The 25,997-nt window shown below is 65.4% G+C and carries 20 protein-coding genes; 12 read left to right on the top strand and 8 right to left on the bottom strand.

The genetic code is table 11. The annotated features are described in order from the left end of the window. Window positions 1–44: 44 nt before the first annotated feature. Window positions 45–674, bottom strand: a complete 630-nt coding sequence (locus tag E4P09_RS16555) for a polysaccharide biosynthesis/export family protein (protein WP_137390704.1) — start codon at window positions 672–674, stop codon at window positions 45–47. Window positions 675–977: 303 nt separating this feature from the next. On the opposite strand from E4P09_RS16555, the gene E4P09_RS16550 reads away from it, so the two are divergent. Both E4P09_RS16550 and E4P09_RS16545 read left to right on the top strand, forming a co-directional pair. Beyond that, the gene (locus tag E4P09_RS16550; RefSeq protein ID WP_137390703.1) at window positions 978–3,224 is read left to right on the top strand and encodes a GumC family protein; all 2,247 of its coding nucleotides are present in this window, start codon (window positions 978–980) and stop codon (window positions 3,222–3,224) included. A gap of 21 nt (window positions 3,225–3,245) precedes the next feature. Beyond that, window positions 3,246–3,962 (top strand): SDR family oxidoreductase, encoded by a 717-nt coding sequence (locus tag E4P09_RS16545; RefSeq protein ID WP_137390702.1) that lies wholly within the window; start codon window positions 3,246–3,248, stop codon window positions 3,960–3,962. 13 nt (window positions 3,963–3,975) lie between these two features. On the opposite strand, the gene E4P09_RS16540 is transcribed toward E4P09_RS16545, so the two are convergent. After that, window positions 3,976–5,211, bottom strand: a complete 1,236-nt coding sequence (locus tag E4P09_RS16540) for a GNAT family N-acetyltransferase (RefSeq protein WP_137390701.1) — start codon at window positions 5,209–5,211, stop codon at window positions 3,976–3,978. Window positions 5,212–5,297: 86 nt separating this feature from the next. On the opposite strand from E4P09_RS16540, the gene E4P09_RS16535 reads away from it, so the two are divergent. Continuing rightward, a complete protein-coding gene (locus E4P09_RS16535; protein WP_239025248.1) occupies window positions 5,298–6,356 on the top strand; it encodes a polysaccharide deacetylase family protein in 1,059 nt (352 codons plus the stop codon). A 4-nt stretch (window positions 6,357–6,360) separates the two neighbouring features. Here E4P09_RS16535 and E4P09_RS16530 read toward each other — a convergent pair whose 3' ends face one another. Then, a complete protein-coding gene (locus tag E4P09_RS16530; RefSeq protein WP_170984469.1) occupies window positions 6,361–6,597 on the bottom strand; it encodes a DUF2842 domain-containing protein in 237 nt (78 codons plus the stop codon). An 85-nt stretch (window positions 6,598–6,682) separates the two neighbouring features. On the opposite strand from E4P09_RS16530, the gene E4P09_RS16525 reads away from it, so the two are divergent. Continuing rightward, the gene (locus E4P09_RS16525) at window positions 6,683–7,795 is read left to right on the top strand and encodes a COX15/CtaA family protein (protein ID WP_137390698.1); all 1,113 of its coding nucleotides are present in this window, start codon (window positions 6,683–6,685) and stop codon (window positions 7,793–7,795) included. Here E4P09_RS16525 and E4P09_RS16520 read toward each other — a convergent pair. From E4P09_RS16520 to E4P09_RS16510, 3 genes are all read right to left on the bottom strand, one after another. Then, entirely contained in the window at window positions 7,774–9,057 is a 1,284-nt protein-coding gene (locus E4P09_RS16520; protein ID WP_137390697.1) for an O-acetylhomoserine aminocarboxypropyltransferase, read from the bottom strand. The two genes, E4P09_RS16525 and E4P09_RS16520, sit on opposite strands and share 22 nt — an antisense overlap. 117 nt (window positions 9,058–9,174) lie before the next feature. Further along, on the bottom strand, window positions 9,175–10,587 hold the full coding sequence (gene trmFO / locus E4P09_RS16515; protein WP_137390696.1) for a methylenetetrahydrofolate--tRNA-(uracil(54)-C(5))-methyltransferase (FADH(2)-oxidizing) TrmFO: 1,413 nt from the start codon (window positions 10,585–10,587) through the stop codon (window positions 9,175–9,177). A gap of 44 nt (window positions 10,588–10,631) precedes the next feature. After that, window positions 10,632–13,091: a GcvT family protein gene (locus E4P09_RS16510; RefSeq protein WP_137390695.1), complete on the bottom strand. Its 2,460-nt coding sequence runs from the start codon at window positions 13,089–13,091 to the stop codon at window positions 10,632–10,634. 181 nt (window positions 13,092–13,272) lie between these two features. Between E4P09_RS16510 and E4P09_RS16505 the strand changes: the two genes are divergently transcribed. From E4P09_RS16505 to E4P09_RS16480, 6 genes are all read left to right on the top strand, one after another. Then, entirely contained in the window at window positions 13,273–13,674 is a 402-nt protein-coding gene (locus tag E4P09_RS16505; RefSeq protein WP_137390694.1) for a rhodanese-like domain-containing protein, read from the top strand. Between the two features lie 9 nt (window positions 13,675–13,683). After that, window positions 13,684–14,883 carry an O-succinylhomoserine sulfhydrylase gene (metZ, locus tag E4P09_RS16500; protein ID WP_137390693.1) on the top strand — a complete coding sequence of 400 codons (1,200 nt, stop codon included), beginning with the start codon at window positions 13,684–13,686 and terminating at the stop codon, window positions 14,881–14,883. Window positions 14,884–14,950: 67 nt separating this feature from the next. Continuing rightward, the gene (locus E4P09_RS16495; protein ID WP_137390692.1) at window positions 14,951–15,886 is read left to right on the top strand and encodes a hypothetical protein; all 936 of its coding nucleotides are present in this window, start codon (window positions 14,951–14,953) and stop codon (window positions 15,884–15,886) included. A 91-nt stretch (window positions 15,887–15,977) separates the two neighbouring features. Next, window positions 15,978–16,931 (top strand): hypothetical protein, encoded by a 954-nt coding sequence (locus E4P09_RS16490; protein WP_137390691.1) that lies wholly within the window; start codon window positions 15,978–15,980, stop codon window positions 16,929–16,931. Between the two features lie 149 nt (window positions 16,932–17,080). Next, window positions 17,081–17,935 carry a hypothetical protein gene (locus E4P09_RS16485; RefSeq protein ID WP_137390690.1) on the top strand — a complete coding sequence of 285 codons (855 nt, stop codon included), beginning with the start codon at window positions 17,081–17,083 and terminating at the stop codon, window positions 17,933–17,935. Window positions 17,936–18,071: 136 nt separating this feature from the next. Beyond that, on the top strand, window positions 18,072–19,313 hold the full coding sequence (locus E4P09_RS16480) for an SPOR domain-containing protein (protein WP_170984468.1): 1,242 nt from the start codon (window positions 18,072–18,074) through the stop codon (window positions 19,311–19,313). Here E4P09_RS16480 and E4P09_RS16475 read toward each other — a convergent pair. Beyond that, window positions 19,297–19,797, bottom strand: a complete 501-nt coding sequence (locus E4P09_RS16475) for a MaoC family dehydratase (protein ID WP_137390688.1) — start codon at window positions 19,795–19,797, stop codon at window positions 19,297–19,299. The two genes, E4P09_RS16480 and E4P09_RS16475, sit on opposite strands and share 17 nt — an antisense overlap. A gap of 107 nt (window positions 19,798–19,904) precedes the next feature. Further along, on the bottom strand, window positions 19,905–22,031 hold the full coding sequence (recG, locus tag E4P09_RS16470) for an ATP-dependent DNA helicase RecG (protein ID WP_137390828.1): 2,127 nt from the start codon (window positions 22,029–22,031) through the stop codon (window positions 19,905–19,907). A 146-nt stretch (window positions 22,032–22,177) separates the two neighbouring features. Between recG and E4P09_RS16465 the strand changes: the two genes are divergently transcribed. Together E4P09_RS16465 and mfd are read left to right on the top strand one after the other, a co-directional pair. Next, window positions 22,178–22,477, top strand: a complete 300-nt coding sequence (locus E4P09_RS16465; protein WP_137390687.1) for an FAD assembly factor SdhE — start codon at window positions 22,178–22,180, stop codon at window positions 22,475–22,477. Continuing rightward, complete coding sequence (gene mfd / locus E4P09_RS16460) at window positions 22,474–25,995, top strand: transcription-repair coupling factor (RefSeq protein WP_137390686.1); 3,522 nt, start codon at window positions 22,474–22,476, stop codon at window positions 25,993–25,995. The genes E4P09_RS16465 and mfd overlap by 4 nt, the downstream gene beginning before the upstream one ends. Window positions 25,996–25,997: the final 2 nt, after the last annotated feature.

Genomic DNA, 25,997 nt, shown 5'->3' with positions numbered 1-25,997 from the left:
ACTCTGCTCTGGACCTCAAGCATGTGCCAGAGGCCCATGCAAGATCAGAACCACCGCTCCTTCACGTAAACCACATCGCCGGGATAGAGCGGCGTTAGCACCGGCACGTCAATAGATTGCACACCGGAGGATGAACGCCTCGTAACCAACACGGGCCCTTGGTCGGCGCGCGGCGTATAGCCGCCACCCAACGCGATCGCTTCCTGCACCGACAAGCCGGGCGTATAGGGGAAGGCACCGGGATTCTGGACCTCGCCAAGTATATAGAAAGGCCGTAAGGTCACAAGCTGAACGGAGACATTGGGATCGCGCAGGTATTTCTGGCTCAATCGGCTTTCTATGGCGCGGGCGATCTCCGGCGTGGTAAGCTTGGCAACGCGGATCGTGCCGGCCAGCGGGACGGAGATGTTGCCAGAGGCATCGACGGTGACCTCGCCGGTGAGCTCTTCCTGGCCGTAGACGCGAATACTCAGCCTGTCACCTACGCCCACTCTATACCCCGAGGGGTTCTCGTAGCCCTCCGGCAAGGCGGTGGTGCCAAAAGGGGGCGACAAACCGGCCGCGGGCTCGACGATTGGCCCGGATTCTGCAGGGAGGTAGGTGTCCCAAGTTGGCGCGCAGCCGAACATCAGGAGCGCAAGGGACGGGGCCAACACGATACGACTGATCAACACGGGGGGAGACCTCTGACTTCAATGCCCGGCGTTAGCCATGCTGAACAATTGGTAAAGCGGCATGATTAAAAAATGCTTTACGCTGCCAGGAGGTCGGTCCTGAAAGAAGGCTGCTGCCCCATGCGATTTGGCACGGCAACTTGCCGGAAGCTCAAGGAACCGGGAAGATCATCTTTGCCTTGGCACGCATCGGGGCGGTTTAACCGTTCCGTTACGGTGCTGGTACAAATCTGGCTGTATAGGAACGCCGGCCGGCGTCGTGTTGCCAGCACCGAGACGGAAGGCTGAATAGGGAGTCATGACATGACCCGGGACGCAACGGACGGAATGGAGGCCGACCGCCCGCTCGTCGCTGCCGTAGATCTGTTTGGGTTGCTGCAGGGGATGTGGCGCCGCAAGCTGCTGATGCTCTTCGTGCTGAGCACAGTGGTGGGCGCAACGGTCGCCTATATCGCCACGACCACGCCCAAGTACAAGGCGGAGGCCGAGGTTCTCATCGAAAACACGGAGTCGGCCTTCACCCGCACCAGCCTGGAGACACAGCCGCGCCAGCTGGACGAACGTGATATCGCTAGCCAGGTGCAGGTGATGCAGTCGGGCGAGATCGCGGAGCGGGTGGTGAAGGCGCTGGACCTCACCTCCAAGCCGGAGTTCCAGTTTTCGGACGAGGAGCCCAACGTTGTCGAGAAGTGGCTGATCGAGAAGGGGCTGGCCGCGGATCCGCGAACGTTCACGCCGCTTCAGCAGGCGCTCGAGATCTATTACGACGATCTGCAAGTCTATCCCATCGGCGGCAGCAAGGTGGTCTCGATTGCCTTTACCACGACCAATCCGCAGCTGGCGGCCGATGTCGCCAATGCCGTCGCCGATCAATATGTGAATTCGACACGGCAGACGCAGTCAGAGACCACCAGCAATGCCAGCGAATGGCTGGCCCAGCAGATCGAACAGCTGCGCGACAAGGTGGTGGCCTCGGAGCGTGCGGTCGAGGAATACCGGGCGCAGGCCGGCCTGCTCCAGGGTAGCCAGTCGATGCTGAGCAATGAGAGCCTGACGGAGCTCAACAACCAGATCATCCAGGCCGCCGCGCAGAAGGCGGAGGCGCGGGCGCGGGCCGACTCGATCCGGACCATGCTGAGGGATACCGGCCAGATCGACAGCTCTGTCGAAGTGTTGAACTCGCCCTTGATGCAGCGGCTGATCGAGCGGGAAGTAACCTTGCGCGGCAGCCGAGACGATCTTCTGGTGACGCTTCTGCCCACCCATCCGCGCATCGTCGCCATCAACAACGAGCTTGCCGGTCTGCAGCGTCAGATCCGGCAGGAGGCGCTCAAGATCGCGCAGAGCCAGGAACAGCAAGCGGAGATCGCGGAAGCGCGCGAGGCTGCGCTGACCCGGACGCTGAACGACATGAAGGCCCAGGCGGCAGACGCCAAGGTGGATGAGGTCAAGCTCAGAGCCCTCGAACGGGAAGCGGCGGCGAACCGCAATCTGCTGGAGACATTCCTCGGCCGCTACAGCGATGCGAGCGCCAGAGAAAGCACGCAGGCCCAGCCTTCCCTGGCAAGGGTGATCTCGCCGGCTACGGCCCCGGTTGCACCCGCATCGCCCAAGCCGATTCCGCTGCTTGCGCTGGCTGCGCTCGGCGGCACCGCTTTGGCTTTCGTTATCGCCTTCATCGCCGAGATCTTCTCGCTCGACATCCAGCGGGCCAACGCGACATCCCGGGCGCCGCGCCTGTCCAGGGACGAGGAGCAGCCAAGGCGGGCGCCCGCTCCGCTACCGGCTCTGCCGAGCCCGACGACCTTGACCGGGCCGGTTTGGCCGAAGATCGAGACGCGCGAGCTCTCCGGGGGCGATACTGCGGATGCGGCGGCCGGCGCCATAATTCCGGTCATCGCCGAGTGGCACTCCAACGGGGTGAAGCGCGTGCTGCTGGGCAGCGACCGTTCCACCGCCATCGCGAGCGAGACAATCGCCGAGATCGGGCGGGGCCTGTCGCGCAGGCACGAGCGGGTGATCCTCGTCGATCTCGATCCCGCGAGCGGCGCGCTTGCGGGTCTTTTGGGCACGGGCACCGGGAGCGGGCTCTCGGAGCTCATGGCCGGCAAGGCAACCTTCAGCGATACGATCAAGAGCGATCTCAAGTCGGACCTGCACGTGCTGCGCGGTGGCCTTGACCGCGGAGCGCTCGCCAACATGTCGGAAGCGGGCCGGATGGGGTTCGTTCTCAATGCGCTGGGCCAGGCCTATGACCTGGTGCTGCTGGTGCCGGGGATGATCGACGGCAATACCGCGCTGCCGACCATCACCGCCGGCGCCGCGGCCGTCGTGGCTACCTCCGGCCAGCCGGGAACGGCCGACGCCATCGCCGACCAGCTCGCGCCGCTTGGCGTCAAACACCTGGCGCTGGTCAAAATGGCTGCCGAACCTGCGCAATCCGCAAGCGGTGAAGCGGGGAACGGCGCGCGCGACAATGGCAGTGGCAGCAGCGGCGCGGCCGAGGGCGACACATCGAAGGACGGCGCCACGAACAGCGCCGCCGCGTGAGGCAGAGACCTGGGGGAGGCCATGGCAAAAGCGCTCGTGGTGGTGACCGGCGCAAGCCACGGCATCGGCCATGCGGTCGCCGCCCGGTTTGCCGCAGAGGGGCATCCATTGCTGCTGCTTGCGCGGCATCCGGAGGCGATGGACCGGCTGCAGTCCGATACCATCATGCGGGCCGCGGTCGACGTTGCTGATTATGCCGGGCTGAAGGCAGCCATGGACCGCGCGGAGGCGGCGCATGGCCCGGTCGAGTGCCTCGTCAACAACGCGGGCTTTCTCAAGGTCGGGGCGCTGGAGACGCGCGATCCGGCCGACCTCTCCTATGAAGTCGACGTGCTGCTGAAGGGCGTCATCAACGGCACGCGTGCGGTCCTGCCCGGAATGGTCGAGCGAGGCCGTGGTACGATCATCAATCTCAGCTCGATCGGGGACAGGGTGCCGGGGCCGGATGGCGAGGTCTATCACGCGTGCAAGGCAGCAGTGCGATCCCTGTCGAGTTCCCTGCAGAAGGGCAAGGCTACGCGCAATATCCGGGTGGTGAACATCGCCCCCGGTCTGGTGCGGACCAATATCCATCAGGACATGGGGATCAGCTTCGAGGAATATTGCCGGCTTCTCGGCAATCCGGAGTTCATCAGCGCTGATGAGTTGGCAGACATCATCTTCTATTGCTGGAAACTGCCACAGCGGATCTGCGTGCGCGACCTCGTGGTCATGCCGACCAGTTCCAGCTTCGGCTGAGAGACCCTCGGGCTTATCGTCCGTTGCCGGCCAGCGACCGCCGCAGCCGGCGCAGCCGCGGCCACAGCCGGCGCGACGACTTCAGCCGCCGCTTGCAGGCATTCGCGACAGAGGCAGAGGCGACGTAAGGGACGCCCCTCAGGGTGGAGGCCGCCAGCGCGTGATAGAGGGGGATCACCTCATCCGCCCAGGCGTCCTTGTAATCGGCTTGACCGGCGCCGAAGTCGAACAGGGTGAGGCCCGCCTTGCTGCAAGCCTCGATGGTGCGGCGGAGCACGGCGTCGCCGGGTGAGTGCTTGCGCATGGGGCCGTCGGTCATCGACAGGATCAGGGCGTAGTAGGCGCGGCCGTACACACCGCCCAACGCGACGCTCAAGGGGTATCCATCGAGGGTGAGGGCGAAGGGCGCCAGGCCTTCCCCATATGTGGAATACTGGTCGACGAGCCGGTGAAGAAAGGCGCGTTCCCCGGCCACGGCACCGCCGATGCCCAGTTCACCCATGCGGCCGGCATGCTGCTCAAACATGGCCTCGATGATCCGGTGAGCCTCGGCCGCGGTCTGCGGCAGACCGAAATGCAGCTCGCCTTCCCGATTGAGGCGACCATCCCGCTTCTTGGCACTGCGCCGCGATTCGCCAGAGCGCTTGCGCGCATAGAGCGCTTCATAGTCACCGTCGAGATGGATCACATAGACGCTGTTGGCGCCCCGCGCGGAGAAGATCTGCCGCAACGGATGGGGGCGGCCCTGCCAGCGCACGGGCATCGGCGCGAGATGGACAGCGTCCACCGGACCCGCAGCACGCAGGATTTCGGGCCAGGCAGCGGCGAGATCACCGCCGATTTCGGTGAGAAAGTCGGGATTGTAGAGGCCAAGGCCATAATTGAGAGTGGGGGCGGTGAGCCAGCTCAGCACGACGCAGCCCAGGCGACGGCGCACTGAGAGCGGCAGAAGAAAGAGCAGCCTATCATCCTCGTCATGGCCCAGAATGATGCGTGGCGAGACGCCTTCCGCTTGGCCGATGCAGTGCTGCCAGGCCTCGTTCCACTCCCAGGTGTCGTAGAAGCTGCCGAAAGCACGCTGCTGAAAGCCGCGCCAGACTTCGCGGAGGGCGTCGATGTCACAATGGCAAGAGATCTTGAGCGGCACTTTGGCGTGGTTCCGTGCGATACCAGAGGCAGGCATGCAGTCTCGTGTCGGTTCGACTGGCAGCGCGTCCGACTTCAAGGCGAGTGGCTTGCCTGCGGACATGCTCAGCCTCCCTGTGCTATCGCTTCCATCCGAGTTGCCTTCAAGTGCCGATCTGGCACATGCTCAGTTTGCAAACAAAGGTGCCGATGCAAGACCCGCGCCTTCCTCAGCTCGCCCTTTCCGCGATGCGCATCAGCGGCCTGTCGAAGCTGGCGGCCCCGCTGTTCCGCGGCCTGGGCGCGATCTTCATGCTTCACCACATTTTTCCCGGAGGTGGCCTGCGCCGGGGCTTCGCGCCGAACCGGGGGCTGGAGGTCACGCCGGAATTCCTCGCCGCCGTCATCCACCACATGCGCGATGAGGACTACGAGCTGATCGCGCTGGGCGATGCGGTGGAGCGGATCCGCCGGGGGCATTCCGAGCGGCCGTTCGCCGTGTTCACGATCGATGACGGCTATAAGGACAATCTCGAATATGCGGTGCCGATTTTCCGCGGGGACGGAGTCCCTTACACCATTTTCTTCGCACCCGAGATCACCGATGGGAAATGCGAGCTGTGGTGGCGCATTCTGGAAGAAGTGATCCGCCGCGAGAACCGCATTGCGGCGCAGCTGCCTTCCGGCCGGACTGAGCTCGATACCGCTACGGACGAGGGGAAGAACCGAGCTTTCCGGACGCTCTATTGGCCGGTGCGGCACATGGAGGAACACGAGCAGCGCCGCTGGATCCGCCGTTTTGCCCGGGACCATGGGTTCGATGTGGACGGTTATTGCCGGAGCGTCGCCATGGGCTGGACTGATGTGCGGGCGCTGGCCCAGGATCCGCTCTGCACGATCGGCGCCCATACCATTCACCACTATGCGGTGGCGAAGCTCTCGCCCGAAGAGGCGTTGGCGGAAATGGCGGGGTCGGCCGACCGCATAGCGGTGGAAACGGGCGTGCGGCCGCAGTTTCTGGCCTACCCCTATGGGGATGAGGGATCAGCAGGCCCCCGCGATTTCGCGCTGGCCAAGCAGGCGGGCTTTGCGGCGGCGGTCACCACGGCAAAGGGCGTTGTTCACGCGCGGCATGCGGGGATGCTGACGGGTCTGCCGCGGGTGTCGCTCAATGGCGATTACCAGCGGCTGGCCTATGTGGATGTGCTGGTGAGCGGGCTGCCATTCGCGGCGCGGGATGCGGCGCGCAAGCTGCTCGGACGGGGGTGATGCTTCAAAAGCGCTGGTCGGGCCTGGGCTTGTCGGGCTTCTGCATCCACCAGACGATGCCCATGGCGGGGATGACCCAGAGCAGGCCGCCGACGAGGTAGAAGATGGTCTTGCCCAGCACGGAGGCATCGGGCATGTGGGTGGCGCCGTAAACCATGGCAGCCAGGCAGTAGATGGTGAGGAACACCACGAGGATCACGGTGCCGACAAGCTTGCGGAGGCGTTGGGGCATGCTGAACATGTTGGCGTCTCTCGAAACGCGACCCACTGCCGCGCGCCACGGCTGACGCTTGCGTCGCCGCATTGTGCATTCTACTCGAAGGCCTATGTCCGAGACCGCCACGACTTCGTCAAGCCTCGAATTGCGCGGGGCCTCTGCCAAACAGGTACAGGCGCGACCTTATGTCCGCGCGTGGCTCATTCTCGTGGCCCTGCTGGTTCTCGCCATCGTGACGGTGGGCGGCGCGACGCGGCTGACCGAGTCCGGCCTGTCGATCACCGAGTGGAAGCCACTGCTCGGCGCCATTCCACCGCTCAGCCATGCGGACTGGCTAGAGGCGTTTGAGAAATATCGGCAGATCCCGCAATACCAGCTCATCAACAAGGGCATGAGCCTGGAGGAATTCCAGTTCATTTACTGGTGGGAATGGGCGCATCGGTTCTTCGGCCGGATCATCGGGGTGGTGTTCCTGGTGCCGTTCCTGTTCTTCTGGTTCACCGGCCGGATCGAGCGGGCCATGGTGCCGCGGCTCGCGGCCATTTTCATTCTCGGCGGGCTGCAGGGCGCGCTGGGCTGGTACATGGTGGCCAGCGGCCTTGCCGAGCGCACCAGCGTCAGCCAGTATCGCCTCGCGGCCCATCTCGGCCTGGCGGTGCTCATTTTCGGGATGATTTTGCGGACGGTGCTGCGGCTCGGGGAGACGGAGGCGCAGCGCCTGCCACGGCAACCGGGCCAGCACGGCGCCAAATGGCTGGTGGCGCTGATTTTCCTGCAGGTGCTGCTGGGCGGGCTCGTTGCGGGGCTCGATGCGGGGATGGGCTACAATACCTGGCCGCTCATGGACGGGGCCTTCGTTCCGCAGGGGCTGCTGCATATGAGCCCGTGGTGGCTCAATGCCTTCGAGAACGCCATGACGGTGCAGTTCAACCACCGCATGCTGGCGTATGTGATCACGCTGGTGGCGCTGGTGCACGCGGCGATGCTGTGGCGGTCTTTTAACAACCGGCCCGTGATCCGATCCGCCATGGTGGTGGTCGGTCTGGTGCTGCTCCAGGCCTTCGGCGGCATCGTGACGCTGCTGCACCAGGTGCCGTTATGGCTGGGGTTGGTGCATCAGGCGGGCGCCGTCATCCTGTTCGGCGCCGCGATCTGGCACCTGCACCGGACGCTCTATGCGCCGGTGCAGCAGCCTCGGGTTCACTCAGCCTTCAGCGCCTGATCGAGATCGGCGATCAGGTCCTTCACATCCTCGATGCCGACCGACAGGCGCACCACGTCCGGGCCGGCGCCGGCGGCGATCTTCTGCTCATCGGTGAGCTGGCGGTGGGTGGTGGAGGCCGGATGGATGATGAGCGAGCGGGTGTCGCCGATATTGGCGAGGTGGCTGAACAGCTCGACCTTGCTCACGAGCCTGATGCCGGCCTCATAGCCGCCCTTGACGCCGAAGGTGAGCACGGCGCCCGCGCCCTTGGGCGAGTATTTCTGCTGGAGTGCGTGGTCGGGCGCCTCGGGCAGGCCGGCATAGGACACCCAGCTGACGGCAGGGTGGTTCTTCAGGAATTTGGCCACGGCCAGCGTGTTGTCGCAATGGCGCTGCATGCGTAGGCTCAATGTCTCGATGCCGGTGAGGATCAGAAAGGCATTGAACGGCGAGATCGCCGGCCCGAGATCGCGCAGGCCCAGCACGCGCGCGGCAATGGCAAAGGCGATGTTGCCGAAGGTCTCGTGGAGCTTGAGGCCGTTATAGCTGGGCGAGGGCTCCGACAGGCTGGGATATTTGTTGTCCTTGGACCAATCGAACGTGCCGGCATCGACCAGGATTCCGCCGATCGAATTGCCGTGGCCGCCGAGGAACTTGGTGAGCGAATGCACCACGATATCGGCGCCGAACTCGATGGGTTTGATGAGGTAGGGCGTGGCGAGCGTGTTGTCGACGATGAAGGGCACGCCGGCACGCTTGGCGACGCCCGCAATGGCCTCAAGATCGGTGAGCCGGCCGCCGGGATTGGCGATCGATTCCGCGAAGATGGCCTTGGTCTTCGGGCTCACCGCCCGCTCGATGGCGGCGATGTCGCCACTGTCGACCCACTTCACCTGCCAGCCGAACTTCTTGAAGGAGTGGTTGAACTGATTGATGGAGCCGCCATAGAGCTGGCGGGTGGCAATGAACTCGTCGCCCGGCTGGAGCAGGGTGTGAAAGACCAGCATCTGCGCCGCATGGCCCGAGGCGACAGCGAGCGCAGCGGTGCCGCCCTCGAGGGCTGCGACCTTCGCCTCCAGCACCGACTGGGTGGGGTTGTTGATGCGGGTATAGATATTGCCGAAGGCTTCGAGGCCGAACAGGGCCGCGGCGTGGTCCACGTCCTCGAAGACATAGGACGTGGTCTGATAGATCGGGGTTATGCGCGCGCCGGTTGCGGGGTCGGGCTGGGCACCGGCATGGATCGCCAAGGTGTCGAAGCCCACACTTCCTTCAGCCATGATTTCCTCCACTCGAGCGACCGTGCAACGGCTTTCCCGGTCGGCTAGACAAGATCGTGGTTTGTTTAGCCGCCGCCGGAATAAAAAACAATCGTCCTATACTCAGAACACACGGACCTACTCCGCGGCGACCCTATGGCCGCCGCCCAGCCATGTGCCGAAATCGGCCAGCGCGCGGGCGGCGAGCGCGCGTTTCCTGGCGAGCTGCTTGGCGCGGCCGCGCAGGCGCTGGCCTGGCGGACGGGGAATGGCAATATCCGGGAACAGGCCGAAATTCACGTTCATGGGCTGGAACGAGCGGGGGCCGAAGCCTGCATCCTCGGCAAGGTGCCCGCCGGTGATATGAGAGAGCAGCGCGCCGTGCGCCGTGGTGGGCGGTGGCGGCGCGGCGGGCTGGCCCAGGCGCTCGGCGGCGGCGAAGCGCCCGGCCATGAGGCCGGTGGCGGCGCTTTCCACGTAGCCCTCGACCCCGGTGATCTGGCCGGCAAAGCGTAGGCGCGGCATCGCCGTGAGCCGCAACATACCATCGAGCAGCTTGGGGCTGTTGAGGAAGGTGTTGCGGTGCAGGCCGCCGAGCCGCGCGAAGTCTGCCTTTTCCAGGCCGGGGATGGTGCGGAAGATGCGCACCTGCTCGGCGTGCTTCAGCTTGGTTTGGAAGCCGACCATGTTGTAGAGGGTGCCTAGGGCATTATCCTGCCGGAGCTGCACCACCGCGTAAGGCTTCTGGTCGGGCGCATGCGCGTTGGTGAGGCCGAAGGGCTTGAGCGGCCCGTGGCGCAGGGTGTCGGGTCCGCGCTCGGCCATTACCTCGATGGGCAGGCAGCCGTCGAAATAAGGCGTATCCTGCTCCCAGTCCTTGAACGCCGTCTTATCGCCGGCCAGCAGCGCCTCGATGAAGGCGTAGTATTGCTCGCGGGTGAGGGGGCAATTGATATAGTCGGCGCCAGTGCCGCCCGGGCCGGGCTTGTCATAGCGCGATTGGAACCACGCCTTGGAGAAATCGATCGTGTCCTTATAGACGATCGGGGCGATCGCATCGAAGAAGGCGAGCGCCGTCTCGCCGGTGAGGCTCAGGATGGCCTCGGCCAGGGCCGGGGAGGTGAGGGGGCCGGTGGCGATGATGACGCTGTCCCACTCCGCGGGCGGCAGGGCGGCGACCTCGCCACGCTCTATGGTCACCAGCGGGTGGCTGGCCAGGGCGGCTGTGACGGCCTCGGAGAAGCCGACCCGGTCCACGGCCAGCGCGCCGCCGGCTGGCACCTGGTGCGCGTCGGCCGCTTGCATGATGAGCGAGCCGGCCCGGCGCATCTCGGCATGGAGCACGCCGACCGCGTTGGTTTCCGCATCATCCGAGCGGAAGGAGTTGGAGCAGACGAGCTCCGCCAGGCCACCGGTATGATGGGCCTCCGTGCCGCGCAGGGGCCGCATCTCGTGCAGGATGACGGGCAGCCCGGCCTGGGCGATCTGCCAGGTGGCCTCGGCGCCGGCGAGGCCGCCGCCGATCACGTGGATTGGCTGATATGTGCTCATGGCGGCCAAGGTAGTTGCCCGGCGCGCCCGAGGCAACCACCGGCTCAGGCCTTTATGCGTTCGCCCTTTGGGTCGTAGAAGGGCTGCAGCTGCAGCCTGGCAGGATAGCGCCTCCAGGCGATCTCCACCTCGAACCCGCCATCCTTCAGGAAATCCGCGGTGACCCCCTCAGGATGGCTGACATAGCCCAGCGCCAGCGATTTATCGATGCGGTGGCCCCACATGCCGCTGGTGGTGGCGCCGATGATGCGGCCGTCCTTGAGGATGGGCTCCTCGTGATACATGAGCGGTGCGTCGGGGCCGTCGTCGTCCAGCGCGATCGCCACCATGCGCCGCTTGGGCGTGCCGGCCTCGCGCTGCTTCACCAGCGCCTCGCGGCCAATGAAGCCGCCCGGCTTGTCCCAGGCGACGGCAAAGCCAAGGCCCGCCTCAATGGGCGTGTCCTCCTCGGCGATGTCGTGGCCCCAATGGCGGTAGCCCTTCTCCATGCGGGCCGAGTTCATGGCGTGATAGCCGGCATGGGCGAGACCATAGTCCTTGCCTGCCGCGACGATGGTGTCGAACACATGGGCGGCGAACTCGCCGGGGATGTAGAGCTCCCAGCCGAGCTCGCCCACATAGGTGACGCGGGAGGCGCGCACCCGGGCATAGCCGATCTCGATCTCCTTGGACGCGCCGAAGGGGAAGGCGGCATTGGTGAGGTCCTCGCCCGAAAGCGTCTGCAGCAGGGCGCGGCTGTTCGGTCCCATCAGCCCAAGCATGGGCAGGCCGGCGGTGATGTCGGTCACCGTGCAATGGGCATCATCGGGGATGTGGCGCCTGAGCCAGGTGAGGTCGCGGATCTGGTTGGCACCGCCGGTCACCACCATGAACTCGGTTTCGCTGAGGCGGGTGACCGTCAGGTCCGCTTCGATGCCGCCGCGCTCGTTGAGCCACTGGGTATAGACCAGCCGGCCGGGGGCGACGTCGACGTTGTTGGCCGATATGCGGTTGAGCACCTTTGCCGCGTCGCGGCCCTGCACCAGGAACTTGGCAAAGCTCGACTGATCGAACAGGGCCACCGCATCACGCAGGGCCCGGCATTCGGCACCGGTATTGTCGAACCAGTTCTGACGGCCATAGGAATACTCGTATTTCGGATGCGAGCCGGGGGCCGCAAACCAGTTGGGCCGCTCCCAGCCGCCCATCTCGCCCATGCAGGCGCCCGCCGCCACCAGCCGGTCATGGAAGGGCGAGCGGCGCACCCCGCGCGCGCTTTCCACCTGGCGATAGGGCCAGTGCATGGCATAGAGCAGGCCGAGCGTCTCCGTGGTGCGGTCGTGCAGATACCTGGCGTTGCTCTGGAACGGGTGCATGCGCCTGACATCGACGTCGTTGAGGTCGAGCGGCGGATGGCCGTCGCGGATCCACTCGCTCAGCACTTTGCCGACGCCGCCGGAGGACTGGATGCCGATCGAGTTGAAGCCGGTCGCCACGAACAGGTCGCGCACGGTTGGGGTTTCGCCCAGGAGGTAGCGGTCATCGGGCGTGAAGCTCTCAGGCCCGTTGAAAAACAGGGAGATGCCGGCGGTCTCCAGCATCGGCATGCGCGAGACCGCGAACTCGAGCACCGGCTCGAAGTGCTCGAGATCCGGCGGCAAGGTCTCGAAGGCGTGGTCATCGGCAATACCCTCCATGCCCCAGGGCTTGGCATTGGGCTCGAAGGCGCCGAGCAGGAGCTTGCCCGCATCTTCCTTGTAATAGGCATGTTCGTCGGGAATACGCGTGACCGGCATGTCGCGCGGCAATTCGGCGATCGCCTCGGTGACGATGTAGAAATGCTCGGCCGCATGGAGCGGTAGATGCACGCCCAACGGCTTGGCCAGCTCGCGCGACCACATGCCGGCGGCGATCACCACCTTGTCGGCCCGGATCTCGCCGTCCGGAGTTACCACGCCGACAGCGCGCCCGTTCTCGACCAGCACCCGCTCGACCTTGGTGTTCTCAAAGATCTTCGCCCCCTTCTGGCGGGCACCGGCGGCGAAGGCCTGGGTGGCATCGATGGGATTGATCTGGCCGTCATTGGGCAGGAATACGCCGCCGACCACGCCCTCCATATTGAGATGAGGCAGCCGCTCCTTGATCTCGCCGGGCCGCAGGACATGCACCTCGAGGCCGAAATTGCGGCCCATCGAGGCACCGCGCAGGAATTCCTCGAGGCGCCCCTCGGTGAGCGCCACGCCGATGGAGCCGTTCTGCTTAAAACCGGTGGCGGTGCCGGTCTCCGCCTCCAGGGTGCGGAACAACTCGGTCGTGTATTTGGCAAGCTCGGTGAGGTTGCGCGTGGCGCGAAGCTGCCCGACCAGCCCCGCCGCATGCCAGGTGGTGCCGCAGGTGAGCTGCTTGCGCTCCAGCAGCACCACATTCGTGATACCGAGGCGCGTCAGGTGATAGGCGATGGAACAACCGACGATGCCGCCACCAATGATGACCACATCGGCGCGTTGCGGGAGCTGCTTTGCCATGGACTTCGATCCAGAAGAGGTGAGCCTGCGTTGGCGCGACAGTAGCCGACCCTCTCATCGGGATGAAAGTCCGGAAACGCAGAAAAAATGTCCCAGTGCGACCGGCCGCCTGTTGGCGTAGGCTCGTGTCTTGCCTATAGAATGAATGTTCTGAAAAACGAACGACTGGGAAGGGCTGCAGATGTATAAGGGTGATGTGACGCCCGAACAGGCTTTCGAGGCGCTGACGGGCAGCGATGATGCCGTACTGATCGACGTGCGCACCGAGCCGGAATGGGCCTTTGTCGGCCTTCCTGCCGTCGACCGGCTCCTGCGCCTCTCGTGGCAGCAATACCCGACGATGCAGGTGAACGGCCAATTCGTCGACCAGGTGCGCGCGGCCGGCGTGGCGGAAACCGACAAGGTGTTCCTGCTGTGCCGCTCAGGCGCGCGCTCGGCCGCGGCAGCGTCGGCCCTGGCGGCTGCCGGCTTCGAGAACGCCTATAATGTGGCGGGTGGCTTCGAGGGTGATCGGGACAGCGAGGGCCATCGGGGCCAGATCAACGGCTGGAAGCGTGCCGGCCTGCCCTGGGTGCAGAGCTGAGGTGACCCCGTGAGCGATAAGCCCGATTCGAACCCCGCGGCACGATGGGGCGAAGCCACCCGCCTGGTGCGCGGCGGAACCGACCGCTCGCCGCATGGGGAAACTGCCGAGGCGCTCTATCTCAATTCCGGCTTCGTCTATCCCGATGCCGAAACCGCAGCGGCCCGCTTTGCGGGCGAGGCGGAGGGTTATGTCTATGCCCGCTACGGCAACCCGACCGTAACCATGTTCGAGGAGCGGCTGCGGCTGATCGAGGGTGCGGAGGCCTGCTATGCCACAGCGAGCGGCATGGCGGCGGTGTTCGGGGCGCTGGCCTGCCAGGTGAAGGCGGGCGATCACGTGGTGGCATCGCGCGCTCTGTTCGGCTCGTGCTATCAGATCATCACCACCATCCTGCCGCGCTTCGGGGTGGACTATACGCTGGTGGACGGGGCCGACCTCGATCAGTGGGCGCGGGCCTTCAAGCCGAACACGCGCTGCGTGTTCCTTGAGACGCCGTCCAATCCGGGGCTGGAGGTGATCGACCTGGCGGCGGTTACGGAGATCGCTCATGGTCATGGCGCGCGGGTGGTGGTCGACAATGTGTTCGCAACGCCCATTCTGCAGAAGCCGCTGGCATTCGGTGCCGACATCGTCGTCTATTCCGGCACCAAGCATATCGACGGGCAGGGGCGCTGCCTGGGCGGAGCCGTGCTTTCGACCCGGCAGTTCAAGGAAGAGGAGCTCAAGCCGTTCCTGCGACATACCGGACCTGCGTTGAGCCCGTTCAATGCCTGGGTGCTGCTCAAGGGGCTGGAGACGCTGAAGCTGCGCGTGATGGCACAGTGTTCGGCCGCCGAGCGGATCGCGCGGGCGCTGGCGCAAGCGCCGGGGGTGGAGCGCGTGCTCTATCCCGGGCTGCCGTCGCACCCGCAGCATGAGCTCGCCATGCGGCAGATGACAGCGGGCGGCACGCTGGTGAGCTTCTTCGTGACAGGAGGCCGGGAGCGCGCGTTTTCTATGCTGCGCCGACTCAAGCTCATCGACATCTCCAACAATCTGGGCGATGCCAAATCCCTGATCACGCATCCCGCCAGCACGACCCACCGCAATATCGGCGAAGAGGCGAGAGCGACAATGGGGATCACCGAGGGGATGCTGCGCCTGTCGGTGGGGCTGGAGGAGCCGGAGGACCTTATTCAGGACCTGCGGGCTGCTTTGTCGGATTAGGCATTGCGGCGTCGGTGTCAGCATCCGTAGAGGTTCCCCGTGGGCTGGGGATAAGGGGTCCCTCTCGATGTTCTATTCAACGCTTTATCGACTTATCACCAATCCGCCGTGGCTTCCCAAAGAGCCTATGCCGCGCAAGGGCTTGATCAACAAGATCATCATCGCCCTGGAAGATACCTGGCCGGTCATGGAGGCGGCGAACCGGATCGTCGAGCGCTTTGTCGACGACTGCAATCCCGGCTCGATCGCCGGCTATGCCGGCGGGCAGAATGTAGGCTATGTCTATGATCGCAACGGGGGTGGTCTGCGGCCAACCACCCCGGTGGATGGATTGAGGGCGGATGAGAACACGCGCATCGACATCGTCGGTCGCGGGGAGATCGGCGGGTGCCGCGCCGGGCAGGTGAGCCGGCTTACCGGCTTTCAGCTCGCCGAAATGGTTGCGCCGCTGCTGCCTGAGCACGGCATCGAGCAGCTCTCGATCGTGGCAAGCCATGTGGAGGTTGACCGCAGCGCCCGAGAGGGGCAGCTGACCGGCGGTTTCCTATACGAGCTGGTGATGGGCCTGCGCATGCGGGTGGGAGACGGCGCGATGCCGAACGTCATCACCGCCGAACTCGGTAATGTGGCCGTGGACCGCGAGGGGCAAATTCGCGGCGTGCATGCCGTCAATGGCGGGGGGTGGACGACTTGGGCCGAGGACTACGGCCGCATCACGATGGAGGTGCGCCTGGTCGACGGACAGATGCGCTACCGCATCATCGATACCATGCCCGAGGGCGAGCCTTCGAACTTGCTGAGGAATGGTCTGCCGGACGCAGATGCCGGTCCGCTGGAACGCGTGCCGCTGAGGCAGGCTGCGACGGCGGAAGACGATCGCCCTACCGTGGAGCCAGAAGCCCATCCGCTGCGAGAGCCGCCCCTCGACCCGACGCTCACCGAAGCGGGCATGCATCTGTTGCCCGATCCGGGGCTCGGACGGGGGAGCGATTTCTGCATGTAAGCGGTGCTTGTGGAGATAATGCAATCCATGGTTGCGATGCCATGCGCTATCCGATAGCTGCCTCACGTGGGGGCCGTTCGAGGACACGCACATGCTCGCTCAGAAACCGCAACTGCCTGCCGAACCGCCCGCTTTCGGGCCCACCTATGCCAGCCGGGTGGTGATCGCCCTGGAAAGCGACTGGCCCGTGGACGTCGCCGCCAGGCGCCTCCTGGAGGCACCGGTGATCGGGCCAACGCGCTCGGATAACCTGCGCTATGACAATGGCGCGCGCATCCTGTTTGGCCTGGACCGGGAGCAATGGCGGCTCACGCCGGATGTGCGATCGGTGGACGGGCTGCCAATTGTCGACAGCTTTACCCGCTTCGACATCGTCGGGCGGGGATATGCGCCGGCGACCGGGCACGAGGGGCAAGTGAGCCAACTTTCGCCAGATCAGATTGCGGAGCTGGTCGCGCCGCTGCTGCCCAAGGGCGGCGTGGGCTCGGTCAATTTTATCGGCAGCCATGTCGAGCCACCTCCTCCGGCACTGGAGGGCCGTCTGGGATCCGGGTTCCTGTATGACTTTGCCGAAAGCCTGCGACGGACGGCGGGCAACGATCGGTTGCCCGAGCATTTCGCGGCGGAGGTTGGCAATGTTGCGGTGGACGCGGCGGGCGACATACGGGCGGTCACCGCGGTCAGCGCGGACAAGGGCTGGCGAACATGGGATGCCGATTTCGGCCGGCAGGTTCTGCATGCGCAGTACCAAACGGACGGATGGCTGCACTACAAGCTCGATATCGGCCTGCCCGTGCCGCATGATGCGCATGCGATCCGCGATGGCCTGCCCGATGCCGATGCGGGGCCGCTGGAGCGACATACAATCCTGTCGCTGGGCGAGCTACCAGAGCCCCGCTCGGCTTCGCTGAACAACCTGCTGGACCTTTCCGACGGTGACGCTGTGGGCGTGACCCCAGGTGGCCATGCATTTCCGTTTATCGGCGACACCGACGGAATACTGGGGCCCGTGCCAGGCGAGTACTACACGCTGTTTTACGATTGAACACAAGATCAACAACTTGGCTGATTGTGCGACCAGCGCATATCTACCGAGACCGGGATGCGCTCGCAGTCTTTCATTACCAGGTTTTAATTTGAAATAGCCCAGTGCCCCAGTATTCCATGCCTCGTTTTAGGTTTGGAGTATTTGTCATGATGCCAATGCCTGTTCTAGACATTTTAGATGTTTTGGATAGAGGGGCCCGTGGTATTTCGGGCATGTTCAAGAAGCCGCCCATTAATCTCAAGCAAGTTGTGGTCGCTCTGGACGAGAGCCCGGCAACACTGGCGCTCGCCCATAATCGCCTTAGCTTGCCACTGCCCGGCGCAGACGGCCATGGTCCCGAGCCGCGCCTTCTGTTACGGGTGGTGGGGGATCAACTCATGAAGGACCCCAGCTTCGCCGACGTGAAAGGGCACATCAGAGCCGACACGATGTTCGATGTTGTCGGCTCCAGGACAATGAGCGAAGCGGCGGTGCCGGCCGGCACCGCGACGACAATGGTAAACGGCCTCTCCGGATTCGACGTTGCGCGGCTGCTGCAGCCTTTACTGCTTGAAAACAACCGCCACACGGTGAACTTCATTGCGCCCTACATTGAAAGAGTTCACCCACAGACCCATCCGAATGATCTGCCTTCGGGATTCGTCGCCGATTTTTCCAGGTTTCTGAGACACCATAACCCTTCACAAATGCCGCGGTTTCTCCTTGCTGAAACCGGGAATGCAAGAGTGTTTGAAGACGGATCGGTCGGCAACCACCTCGCTCTTCCGCCACAGCTGGAATATAACAAGGCATACGAGGTTCCAGACCGAATAGTTTTTGCTGCACATCACAGAAACGGCAATCTCACCCATAAGATGCTCAAGGTCTTTCCGAATGGCTGGGTCGAACCGGAGAGCGGCCCTGATCACCTTCATGACAGGGACACCTGGAGCCCCGTTCATTTCGGGACCGATCACGAGCAGACGCAAGCACTTCACCATACTGTGGTAGATTTCGTCTGACGCACGCGCGCAATCGATTTGATTCAATGTTTCATTAACCGTGCCATGCGATCATGCGCCCATGAGCATGGTAGCGTGGTTGCGTCAGAGCACGATTTTGATTGGGCTGGTCCTCGCTTTGGCGGGGCCGGCTGCAGTGGACCCCGCGTCTGCGAATGATCCGGTCGCGAAACTGGCGAGCGCCGCAAGCGAAGCCCTGCGCAAGGGCGATCTGAGGCAGGCGATCGAGCAGTATACCGCGATCATCGGCACGCCGGGCGTGCCCAAGGCGGACAAGGTCCGTGCCGAGCTCAACCGCGGGCTTGCCTACCAGCGGCAGGGCCTGCATGCGAAAGCCGCCGAGGACTACAGCAACGCGCTCAAGGCCGACGTGCTGGATGCGCGCAAGCGGTCCATCGCGCTCTATAACCGCGGCCTTGCCTATCGCAAGCTCAACCAGCCGGGATTGGCGGTGGAGGACTTCACCGCCGCGCTGTTCCTCAACCCGGAGTTCGCCGAAGCCTATATGAGCCGCGGCTTGGTGATGCGCGAGCACCAGAAGCCCTACTATGCCCTATCGGATTTCCACAAGGCCATCGAGAGCGCGTTCGACCGGCCGCATCTCGCCTATTTCGCCAGGGCCATGGTGTTCGAGGAGCTGGGCCGGCCGGATGACGCCAAGAATGAGCTTGCCCGCGCCCTGATGACGAAGCCCGATTTCGCCGAGGCGCGCGACAAGCTCGCCGCGCTTGGCGGTTCCATGCCGGCGTCGGTTGCCGGCCAGGGGCAACCGGCGATCTCGAGCGCATCGCAGCGGGTGGCGACCCTCTCGACGCCCGCCGTCACCGGCTCCGTCGGGGCAAGCGTAGAGGGGCAGGCGGATGCGGGCGGCGACAGCAAGGCCATGCCCAAGGCGGCGGTTCCGCCCGCCCACCTGCTGGACGATACGGGCCCGCGTGCGAGGAAGCAGGCGATGGGTACGGACGCGCACACCAGCGCTCGGCTGGTAGCGACCACCTCGGATGGTGGCACGGCTCAGCCGGTGAAGGTGGCCAGTGCCGAGGCAGGCCTTGTCGCCAGCGATGCGGTGCCGTCCTCGCCGGTGATCGACCAGAGCAAGGGGGCGCAGGCGGTTGCTGCTGCGGCGCCGACCGGCTGGCTTATTCAGCTGTCCTCGGCGCAGAGCGAAGACAGCGCCTGGGGCGTATGGAAGAAGCTCTCCGCCAAGCATGACGACCTCAACGATTTCCAGCCGGTGGTGATCCGTGCGGATCTCGGCGCCAAGGGCGTGTTCTACCGTTTGCGGGTGGCGGGTTTCGATACCCGCAACGAGGCCGACAAGGCCTGCCGCTCGCTGAAATCCCGCGGGCTTTCCTGCTTCGTCACGAAGGCGGAGTAGACGCGGCCGAGCGGCTGGGCACGACCAGCGTCCAGGTCTGGGTCAGAAGTTCCGCACCATCCTGATTGAACGTCCTCACCCGTAGGTCGAGAAAGCCGAGCTCCGGCTTGCTGCGCGAGCCGCGGGCCGCCAGCACCTCGGCTTCAGCCGTCAACGTGTCGCCGGGCCGCATCGGCCGGTGGAAGCGCAGCTCGCGAAACTCAGCGCCGATGATCGGTGTGGTGCCGAGCAGACGCGCATCGACCATGAGGCGCATGGTGACCGCGAGCGTCTGCCAGCCACTGCCGACCAGCTCGCCGAACAGAGAGGCGCGGGCCGCCGTCTCGTCGAGATGCATGGGCTGCGGGTCATACAGGGCGGCGAAGTCGTGGGCCAGCGCCGGCGCAATGGTGAACCGGCCGGCGCGGATGCGGTCGCCCACGGCGAAATCCTCGAGATAAAGCGGGTGCGACCTGTCTTGGGCGGGCGAGGCGGGGGCGGTCATCGGCTTCTCCAGGCCTGAGGGGACAATGCCTGCCAGAGTGACTTCAATTTTTGAAGCGAGCAAGCCTGTCCTTCACGCGAACCGGTCGCCATTTCGCTCGAAATGCGCTAACCGGCGCGGAGCAGGCGCACCGCCTCGTCGCGCTCGAACAGGTAGAGCAGCATGCGCAAGGCCTGGCCGCGGGATGTGGTCAGATCCGGGTCCTTCTCCAGGACGAGTGCGGCATCCTTGCGCGCGATGGCGAGGAGCTCGCCCTGCTGCTCGATATCGGCCACCCGGAAGCTCGGCAGGCCGGACTGGCGCGTACCCAGCACCTCGCCCGCGCCACGCAGTCGCAGGTCCTCCTCGGCAATGAGGAAGCCGTCTTCCGTCTGCCGCATGATCTTGAGGCGCGCCGAAGCGGTGCCGCTGAGCGGCGGCTGGTAGAGCAGAAGACAGGTGGAGTGGCCAGCGCCGCGGCCCACCCGGCCGCGCAGCTGATGCAGCTGGGCAAGGCCGAAACGCTCGGCATTCTCCACCACCATGATGGTGGCCTCGGGCACGTTCACGCCCACCTCGATCACGGTGGTGGCCACCAGTAGCGACAATTCCCCGGCCTTGAAACGGGCCATGACCATGTCTTTCTCCGCAGCTTTCATGCGGCCGTGCAGCAGGCCGACCCGGCCGGGAAAGGCCTGTTCGAGCGCGCGGTATCTTGCCTCCGCCGCGGCGCGGTCATCGGCGCCGTCTTCTGCTTCCTCGACCAGCGGGCACACCCAGTAGGCGCGGGCGCCATTACTGAAGGCGCGGCGCAAGCCCTCGATCACCTCGTCCATGCGCTCGATCGAGGTGACACGGGTATCGATCGGCTGCCGCCCTGCCGGCTTCTCCGTCAGGCGGGATATGTCCATGTCGCCATAGAGGGTGAGCGACAAGGTGCGCGGGATAGGCGTTGCGCTCATCACCAGCATGTCGGCCTTGCCACCGGCCTTGGCCTGCAGCGCCAGGCGCTGGTGGACGCCGAAACGGTGTTGCTCGTCGATGACGACCAGGCCGAGGTCGCGGAAGACCACATCGTCCTGGAACAAGGCATGGGTGCCCACCACGAGATCGACCGCACCCATGGCCATGGCTTCGAGCAGGGGCTTGCGCGTGCTGGCGGACTCGCGCCCGGTGAGGACGGCGATCCTCAGGCCCGCTGCCTGGGCCAATGGCTCTATGGTCTCAAGATGCTGGCGGGCGAGGATCTCGGTCGGCGCCACGAGCGCGCCCTGCAGGCCCGCTTCCGCCGCCGCGGCAAGCGCGAGCAAGGCCACGACGGTCTTGCCCGAGCCGACATCGCCTTGCAGCAGGCGCAGCATGCGATCGCCGCTTCCCATGTCGCCCGCGATTTCGGCCAGCGCCATGCGCTGCGCACCGGTGAGGCTGTAGGGCAGGGCTGCCATGATCCTGTCGCGGATGCGGCCGTCGCCCGCGGTCACGCGGCCCTTGGCGCGCTTGAGCTGGCGGCGCACCAGGCTCAGGGCGAGCTGGTTGGCGAGCAGCTCGTCATAGGCGAGCCTGGCTCGGGCGGGGCTGTCGGCCTGCAACTCTTCTGGCCGCGCGGGCTCGTGCACGGCACGGAGCGCGGATGTGAAGCTCGGCCAGCGCCTTTGGGCGAGCAGCGCCGGGTCCTGCCATTCCGGCAAGTGTGGCAGGGTGTCCAGGGCGCTCGTGATCGCCTTGCGCAGCACCTTGGGGGCCAGTCCCGCAGTCAAGGGATAGACCGGCTCCAGCAGGGGCAGCGCCGCCATTTCCTCGGCGGTCAGGATATAGTCGGGATGGGCGATCTGCGGGCTGCCGCTGAACCACTCGATGCGGCCGCTGATCAGGCGGCGCTCGCCCTCCGGCAGCATCCGCCTGAGATAGTCCGCATGGGCATGGAAGAAGACGAGGGACAGCGATCCCGTATCGTCATGGCATTCGACCCGATAAGGCGCGCGGCGGTTGCCGCTGGGCCGGTGGCGGCCTATCACCACATCGACGGTCACGATGCCCGAGCGCGGCAATCCGGCGAGCTTGGGCCTGAGGCTGCGGTCGATGAGCCCGGTGGGGAGGTGCCAGATGAGGTCGAGCACCCGCAACGGTGCCCGGCTGCCGCCGCGATCCGTTCCGGTGCCGCGCACCAGCTTGGCCAGCACGCGCTCCAGCTTGGCGCCGATGCCGGGCAGGGAAAGGGCTGAGGCAAACAGCGGGTTGAGCTCAGAGGGACGCATGGGCACCGTGGTAGCCGGCATTGGCTCGCAACGGAAGCCGCAGAAGTTCGCGCCATTGCATATTGCATCTCCGGGTACACACCGCATATGAAGCCGGGGTGCGGGCCAGTCCAGCCATATCGGGTTTTGATGCGGCGAGCGAGATCATGACGGATGAGATGGAAGATGCCGTTCGCCGGCGGCGGCTGGCCTGGCGTTGTGCCCATCGCGGCATGAAGGAAGTGGACCTCATCTTCGGCGGCTTCGTTGCCGAGACTATCGACCGATTCTCCGCAGCCGAGCTGGACGAGGTGGAGATCCTGGCGGAATTGCCGGACAACGTTCTGCTGGACTGGATTTTGGGGCGAAAGCCGGTGCCGCCCGAATATGATACGCCGCTGACACGGGCGCTGCTCGAAAAGCGGCTCAAGATTGCCGACTATACTGCTGCCGGTCTTACCAGATGAACGCGCCTGTCGATCTTTCCCCGCTCTTGGCCCAGTCCGGGCGGACACTGCTGGCCGGCGCGCCCGAGGGGCTGGACGCGCTCACCCTGGGCCAGCTCGCCCGCGAGGCGGCGCAGGCGGGCAAGGCCCGGCCGGTGCTGCATCTTGCCCGCGACGACCAGCGGATGGCGGAGATTGCCGACCAGCTCTCGTTCTTCGCGCCCGACGTTGAGGTGATCCGCATCCCCGCGTGGGACTGCCTGCCTTATGACCGCGTGTCGCCCAGCGCCGGCATCATCGCCGAGCGGATCGCCGCCCTGGTGAAGCTGGGCAAGGGGCTGGATGCCGGTCCGATAGTCGTGCTCTCGACGGTCAATGCGGCGCTGCAACGGGTGCCGCAGCCGCAGACCTTGGCCAACGCCTCATTCCGCGCCGCGCCCGGGCACATGATCGACATCCCGGCGCTGCAGAACTTCCTGACCCAGAACGGCTTCAGCCGCACCGGCACCGCCATGGAACCGGGGGAATATGCCATCCGCGGCGGCATCATCGACATCTTCCCGCCGGGCATGGAGCATCCGCTGCGGCTCGACCTGTTCGGCGACACGCTGGAGTCGATCCGCTCCTTCGATGCGCAGAGCCAGCGTTCGATCGGCCAGCTCAAGGAGATCGTGCTGGAGCCCGCTTCCGAAGTGCTGCTGATGGAGACCACCATCGCGCGGTTCCGCACCCGCTATGTCGCCGCCTTCGGGGGGCAGACCGCCAACGATCCCCTGTATGAGGCCATAAGCGCCGGGCAGCGCTATCAGGGCATGGAGCACTGGCTGCCGCTGTTCTATGAGCGGCTCGCCACCATTTTCGATTACGCGGATTGGGCAGCGGTCGGCCTGGACCACCAGCTGGACGAGGCGGTGAAGGCCCGGCGCGAGCTGATCGATGATTTCTACGAGGCACGACGCCACGCGCTGGAGCAGCAGACCTTTGGCGCGGCCCCCTATAAGCCGCTGCCGCCCTCGGCGCTCTACGTGACCGAGGGCGAATGGCTGGACCTGCTGGGCGTACAGCCGCAGCTGGCCTTCACGCCGTTCGAGCAGCCGGAAGGGCAGGGCGCCCGCATCATCTCCCTGCATGGGCGCCAGGGGCGCAGCTTCGCTGCAGAGCGCGCGCAGCAGGAGCAGAACGTCTTCCACGCGGTGAAGGCGCATGTGGGCGACCTGCGCCGGGCAGGCAAGCGGGTGCTGATCTCGGCCTGGAGCGAGGGCTCACGGGAGCGGCTGATCGCCATCCTGCGCGAGCACGAGATGGCGCCGGTGGTCGGCGCCGATACCTGGACCGAGGTCACCGGGCGGGACCCCTCGATCCTCAACGTCGTGGTGCTGGCGCTCGAACATGGCTTCGAGACGCGGGATCTCGCCATCATCGGCGAGCAGGACATCCTGGGGGATCGGCTGATCCGCCGGGCGCGCAAGAAGCGCAAGGCCAGCGACGTGCTGACGGAGGTGGCGAGCCTCGCGCCCGGCGATCTCGTGGTGCATGTGGACCATGGCATCGGCCGGTTCGAGGGGCTCAAGACCATCGAGGTGCAGGGTGCACCCCATGACTGCCTGTTCCTCACCTATGCGGGCGGCGACCGACTGTTCCTGCCGGTGGAGAATATCGAGCTCATCTCGCGCTATGGTTCGGAAGAGGCGGGGGTTCAACTCGACAAGCTGGGCGGCCACGCCTGGCAGGCCCGCAAGGCCAAGCTCAAACAGCGGGTCAAGGAGATCGCCGACCAGCTGATCAAGACCGCGGCGGCGCGCCTGTTGCGCAAAGGCGAGATCATGGTGCCGCCGGAGGGGGTCTATGACGAGTTCTGCGCGCGCTTCCCCTATGAGGAGACGGAAGAGCAGCTGGATGCGATCCAAGCGGTGCTGGAGGATTTGCAGAGCGGCCGGCCCATGGACCGGCTGATTTGCGGGGACGTGGGCTTCGGCAAGACGGAGATCGCGCTGCGCGCGGCCTTCGTGGCGGCGATGAGTGGACGCCAGGTAGCGGTGGTGGTGCCGACCACGCTTCTGGCGCGCCAGCACTATGCCACGTTCATCGAGCGCTTCCGCGGCTTTCCCATGCGCGTCGCGCAGGCCTCCCGGCTGGTCGCCCGCAAGGACGTGAACGAGATCAAGAAGGGGCTCGCCGAGGGCCAGATCGACGTGATCATCGGCACCCATGCCATTCTCGCCAAGGACGTGGTGTTCCGCGACCTCGGCCTGTTGATCGTGGACGAGGAGCAACATTTCGGCGTGAAGCACAAGGAACGGCTGAAGGAGCTGCGGGCGAATGTGCATGTGCTCACCCTGACCGCCACGCCTATTCCGCGCACGCTGCAGCTGGCCATGACCGGCGTGCGGGATTTGTCGCTCATCACCACGCCGCCGCTGGACCGGCTGGCGGTGCGGACCTTCGTGTCGCCCTTCGATCCCGTGACCATCCGGGAAGCCCTGCTGCGCGAGCATTATCGCGGCGGGCAGAGCTTCTTCGTGTGCCCGCGGGTGTCCGATCTGAGCGAGATGGCGGAGTTCCTGCGCGAGCATGTGCCCGAGGTGACCTTCGCTACCGCCCATGGGCAGATGGCGGCAACCGAGCTCGAAGACGTGATGTCGGCCTTCTACGACCGCAAGTTCGATGTGCTCCTGTCGACCACGATCGTCGAATCCGGTCTCGATATTCCAACCGCCAATACGCTGATCGTGCATCGGGCCGACATGTTCGGGCTGGCCCAGCTCTATCAGATCCGCGGCCGCGTCGGGCGCTCGAAGCAGCGGGCCTACGCACTGCTCACGGTGCCGGTGGGCAAGCCCTTGAGCGCAGGGGCCGAACGGCGGCTGAAGGTGCTGCAGTCCCTCGACACCTTGGGTGCGGGCTTCACGCTGGCCAGCCACGACCTCGACATCCGCGGCGCCGGCAATCTCCTGGGCGAGGAGCAGTCCGGCCATATCAAGGAGGTTGGCTTCGAGCTCTACCAGCAGATGCTGGAAGAGGCGGTGGCAAGCCTCAGGTCGGGCGATCTGGAGGTCGAGACCGAGGACCGCTGGTCGCCGCAGATCAATATCGGCACCGCCGTGCTGATCCCGGACAGCTATGTGCCGGACCTCGACCTCAGGCTTAGCCTCTACCGCCGGCTGGCGGACCTCGACACCGAGCAGGAGGTGCAGGGTTTGGGCGCGGAAATGCGCGACCGCTTCGGGCCGCTGCCGCAGGAGGTCAACCACCTCCTGCAGGTGGTGGCGATCAAGCTCTTGTGCCGGGCGGCCAATGTGGCGAGCGTGGACGCCGGCCCGAAGGGGGTGGTGGTCTCGTTCCGCAATGGCGAGTTCGCCAATCCCGCAGGGCTTGTGGCCTATATCAACGAGCAGGGCCACAATGTGAAGCTCAGGCCGGACCAGAAGCTGGTGTTCAAGCGCGACATGGACGAAGCGGAGGACCGGCTGAAGGGCGTGCGCGCGATCCTCAAGCGGCTGGTGCAGATCGTGGAGGAGGCCAAGCCCAAGGCGGCCTGACG

It is taken from the genome of Rhodoligotrophos defluvii (assembly GCF_005281615.1).
GTDB classification, from domain to species: Bacteria; Pseudomonadota; Alphaproteobacteria; order Rhizobiales; family Im1; genus Rhodoligotrophos; species Rhodoligotrophos defluvii.
This window is presented reverse-complemented; position numbering and strand designations above follow the sequence as displayed.

Coding starts and splice junctions, on each gene's coding strand:
- E4P09_RS16485 (WP_137390690.1), top strand. CDS start 17,081: ATGATGCCAATGCCTGTTCTAGACATTTTAGATGTTTTGGATAGAGGG.
- E4P09_RS16540 (WP_137390701.1), bottom strand. CDS start 5,211: ATGTCCGCAGGCAAGCCACTCGCCTTGAAGTCGGACGCGCTGCCAGTC.
- E4P09_RS16505 (WP_137390694.1), top strand. CDS start 13,273: ATGTATAAGGGTGATGTGACGCCCGAACAGGCTTTCGAGGCGCTGACG.
- E4P09_RS16475 (WP_137390688.1), bottom strand. CDS start 19,797: ATGACCGCCCCCGCCTCGCCCGCCCAAGACAGGTCGCACCCGCTTTAT.
- E4P09_RS16535 (WP_239025248.1), top strand. CDS start 5,298: ATGCAAGACCCGCGCCTTCCTCAGCTCGCCCTTTCCGCGATGCGCATC.
- E4P09_RS16545 (WP_137390702.1), top strand. CDS start 3,246: ATGGCAAAAGCGCTCGTGGTGGTGACCGGCGCAAGCCACGGCATCGGC.
- E4P09_RS16550 (WP_137390703.1), top strand. CDS start 978: ATGACCCGGGACGCAACGGACGGAATGGAGGCCGACCGCCCGCTCGTC.
- E4P09_RS16510 (WP_137390695.1), bottom strand. CDS start 13,091: ATGGCAAAGCAGCTCCCGCAACGCGCCGATGTGGTCATCATTGGTGGC.
- E4P09_RS16495 (WP_137390692.1), top strand. CDS start 14,951: ATGTTCTATTCAACGCTTTATCGACTTATCACCAATCCGCCGTGGCTT.
- E4P09_RS16525 (WP_137390698.1), top strand. CDS start 6,683: ATGTCCGAGACCGCCACGACTTCGTCAAGCCTCGAATTGCGCGGGGCC.
- E4P09_RS16490 (WP_137390691.1), top strand. CDS start 15,978: ATGCTCGCTCAGAAACCGCAACTGCCTGCCGAACCGCCCGCTTTCGGG.
- mfd (WP_137390686.1), top strand. CDS start 22,474: ATGAACGCGCCTGTCGATCTTTCCCCGCTCTTGGCCCAGTCCGGGCGG.
- trmFO (WP_137390696.1), bottom strand. CDS start 10,587: ATGAGCACATATCAGCCAATCCACGTGATCGGCGGCGGCCTCGCCGGC.
- E4P09_RS16465 (WP_137390687.1), top strand. CDS start 22,178: ATGACGGATGAGATGGAAGATGCCGTTCGCCGGCGGCGGCTGGCCTGG.
- E4P09_RS16530 (WP_170984469.1), bottom strand. CDS start 6,597: ATGTTCAGCATGCCCCAACGCCTCCGCAAGCTTGTCGGCACCGTGATC.
- E4P09_RS16520 (WP_137390697.1), bottom strand. CDS start 9,057: ATGGCTGAAGGAAGTGTGGGCTTCGACACCTTGGCGATCCATGCCGGT.
- recG (WP_137390828.1), bottom strand. CDS start 22,031: ATGCGTCCCTCTGAGCTCAACCCGCTGTTTGCCTCAGCCCTTTCCCTG.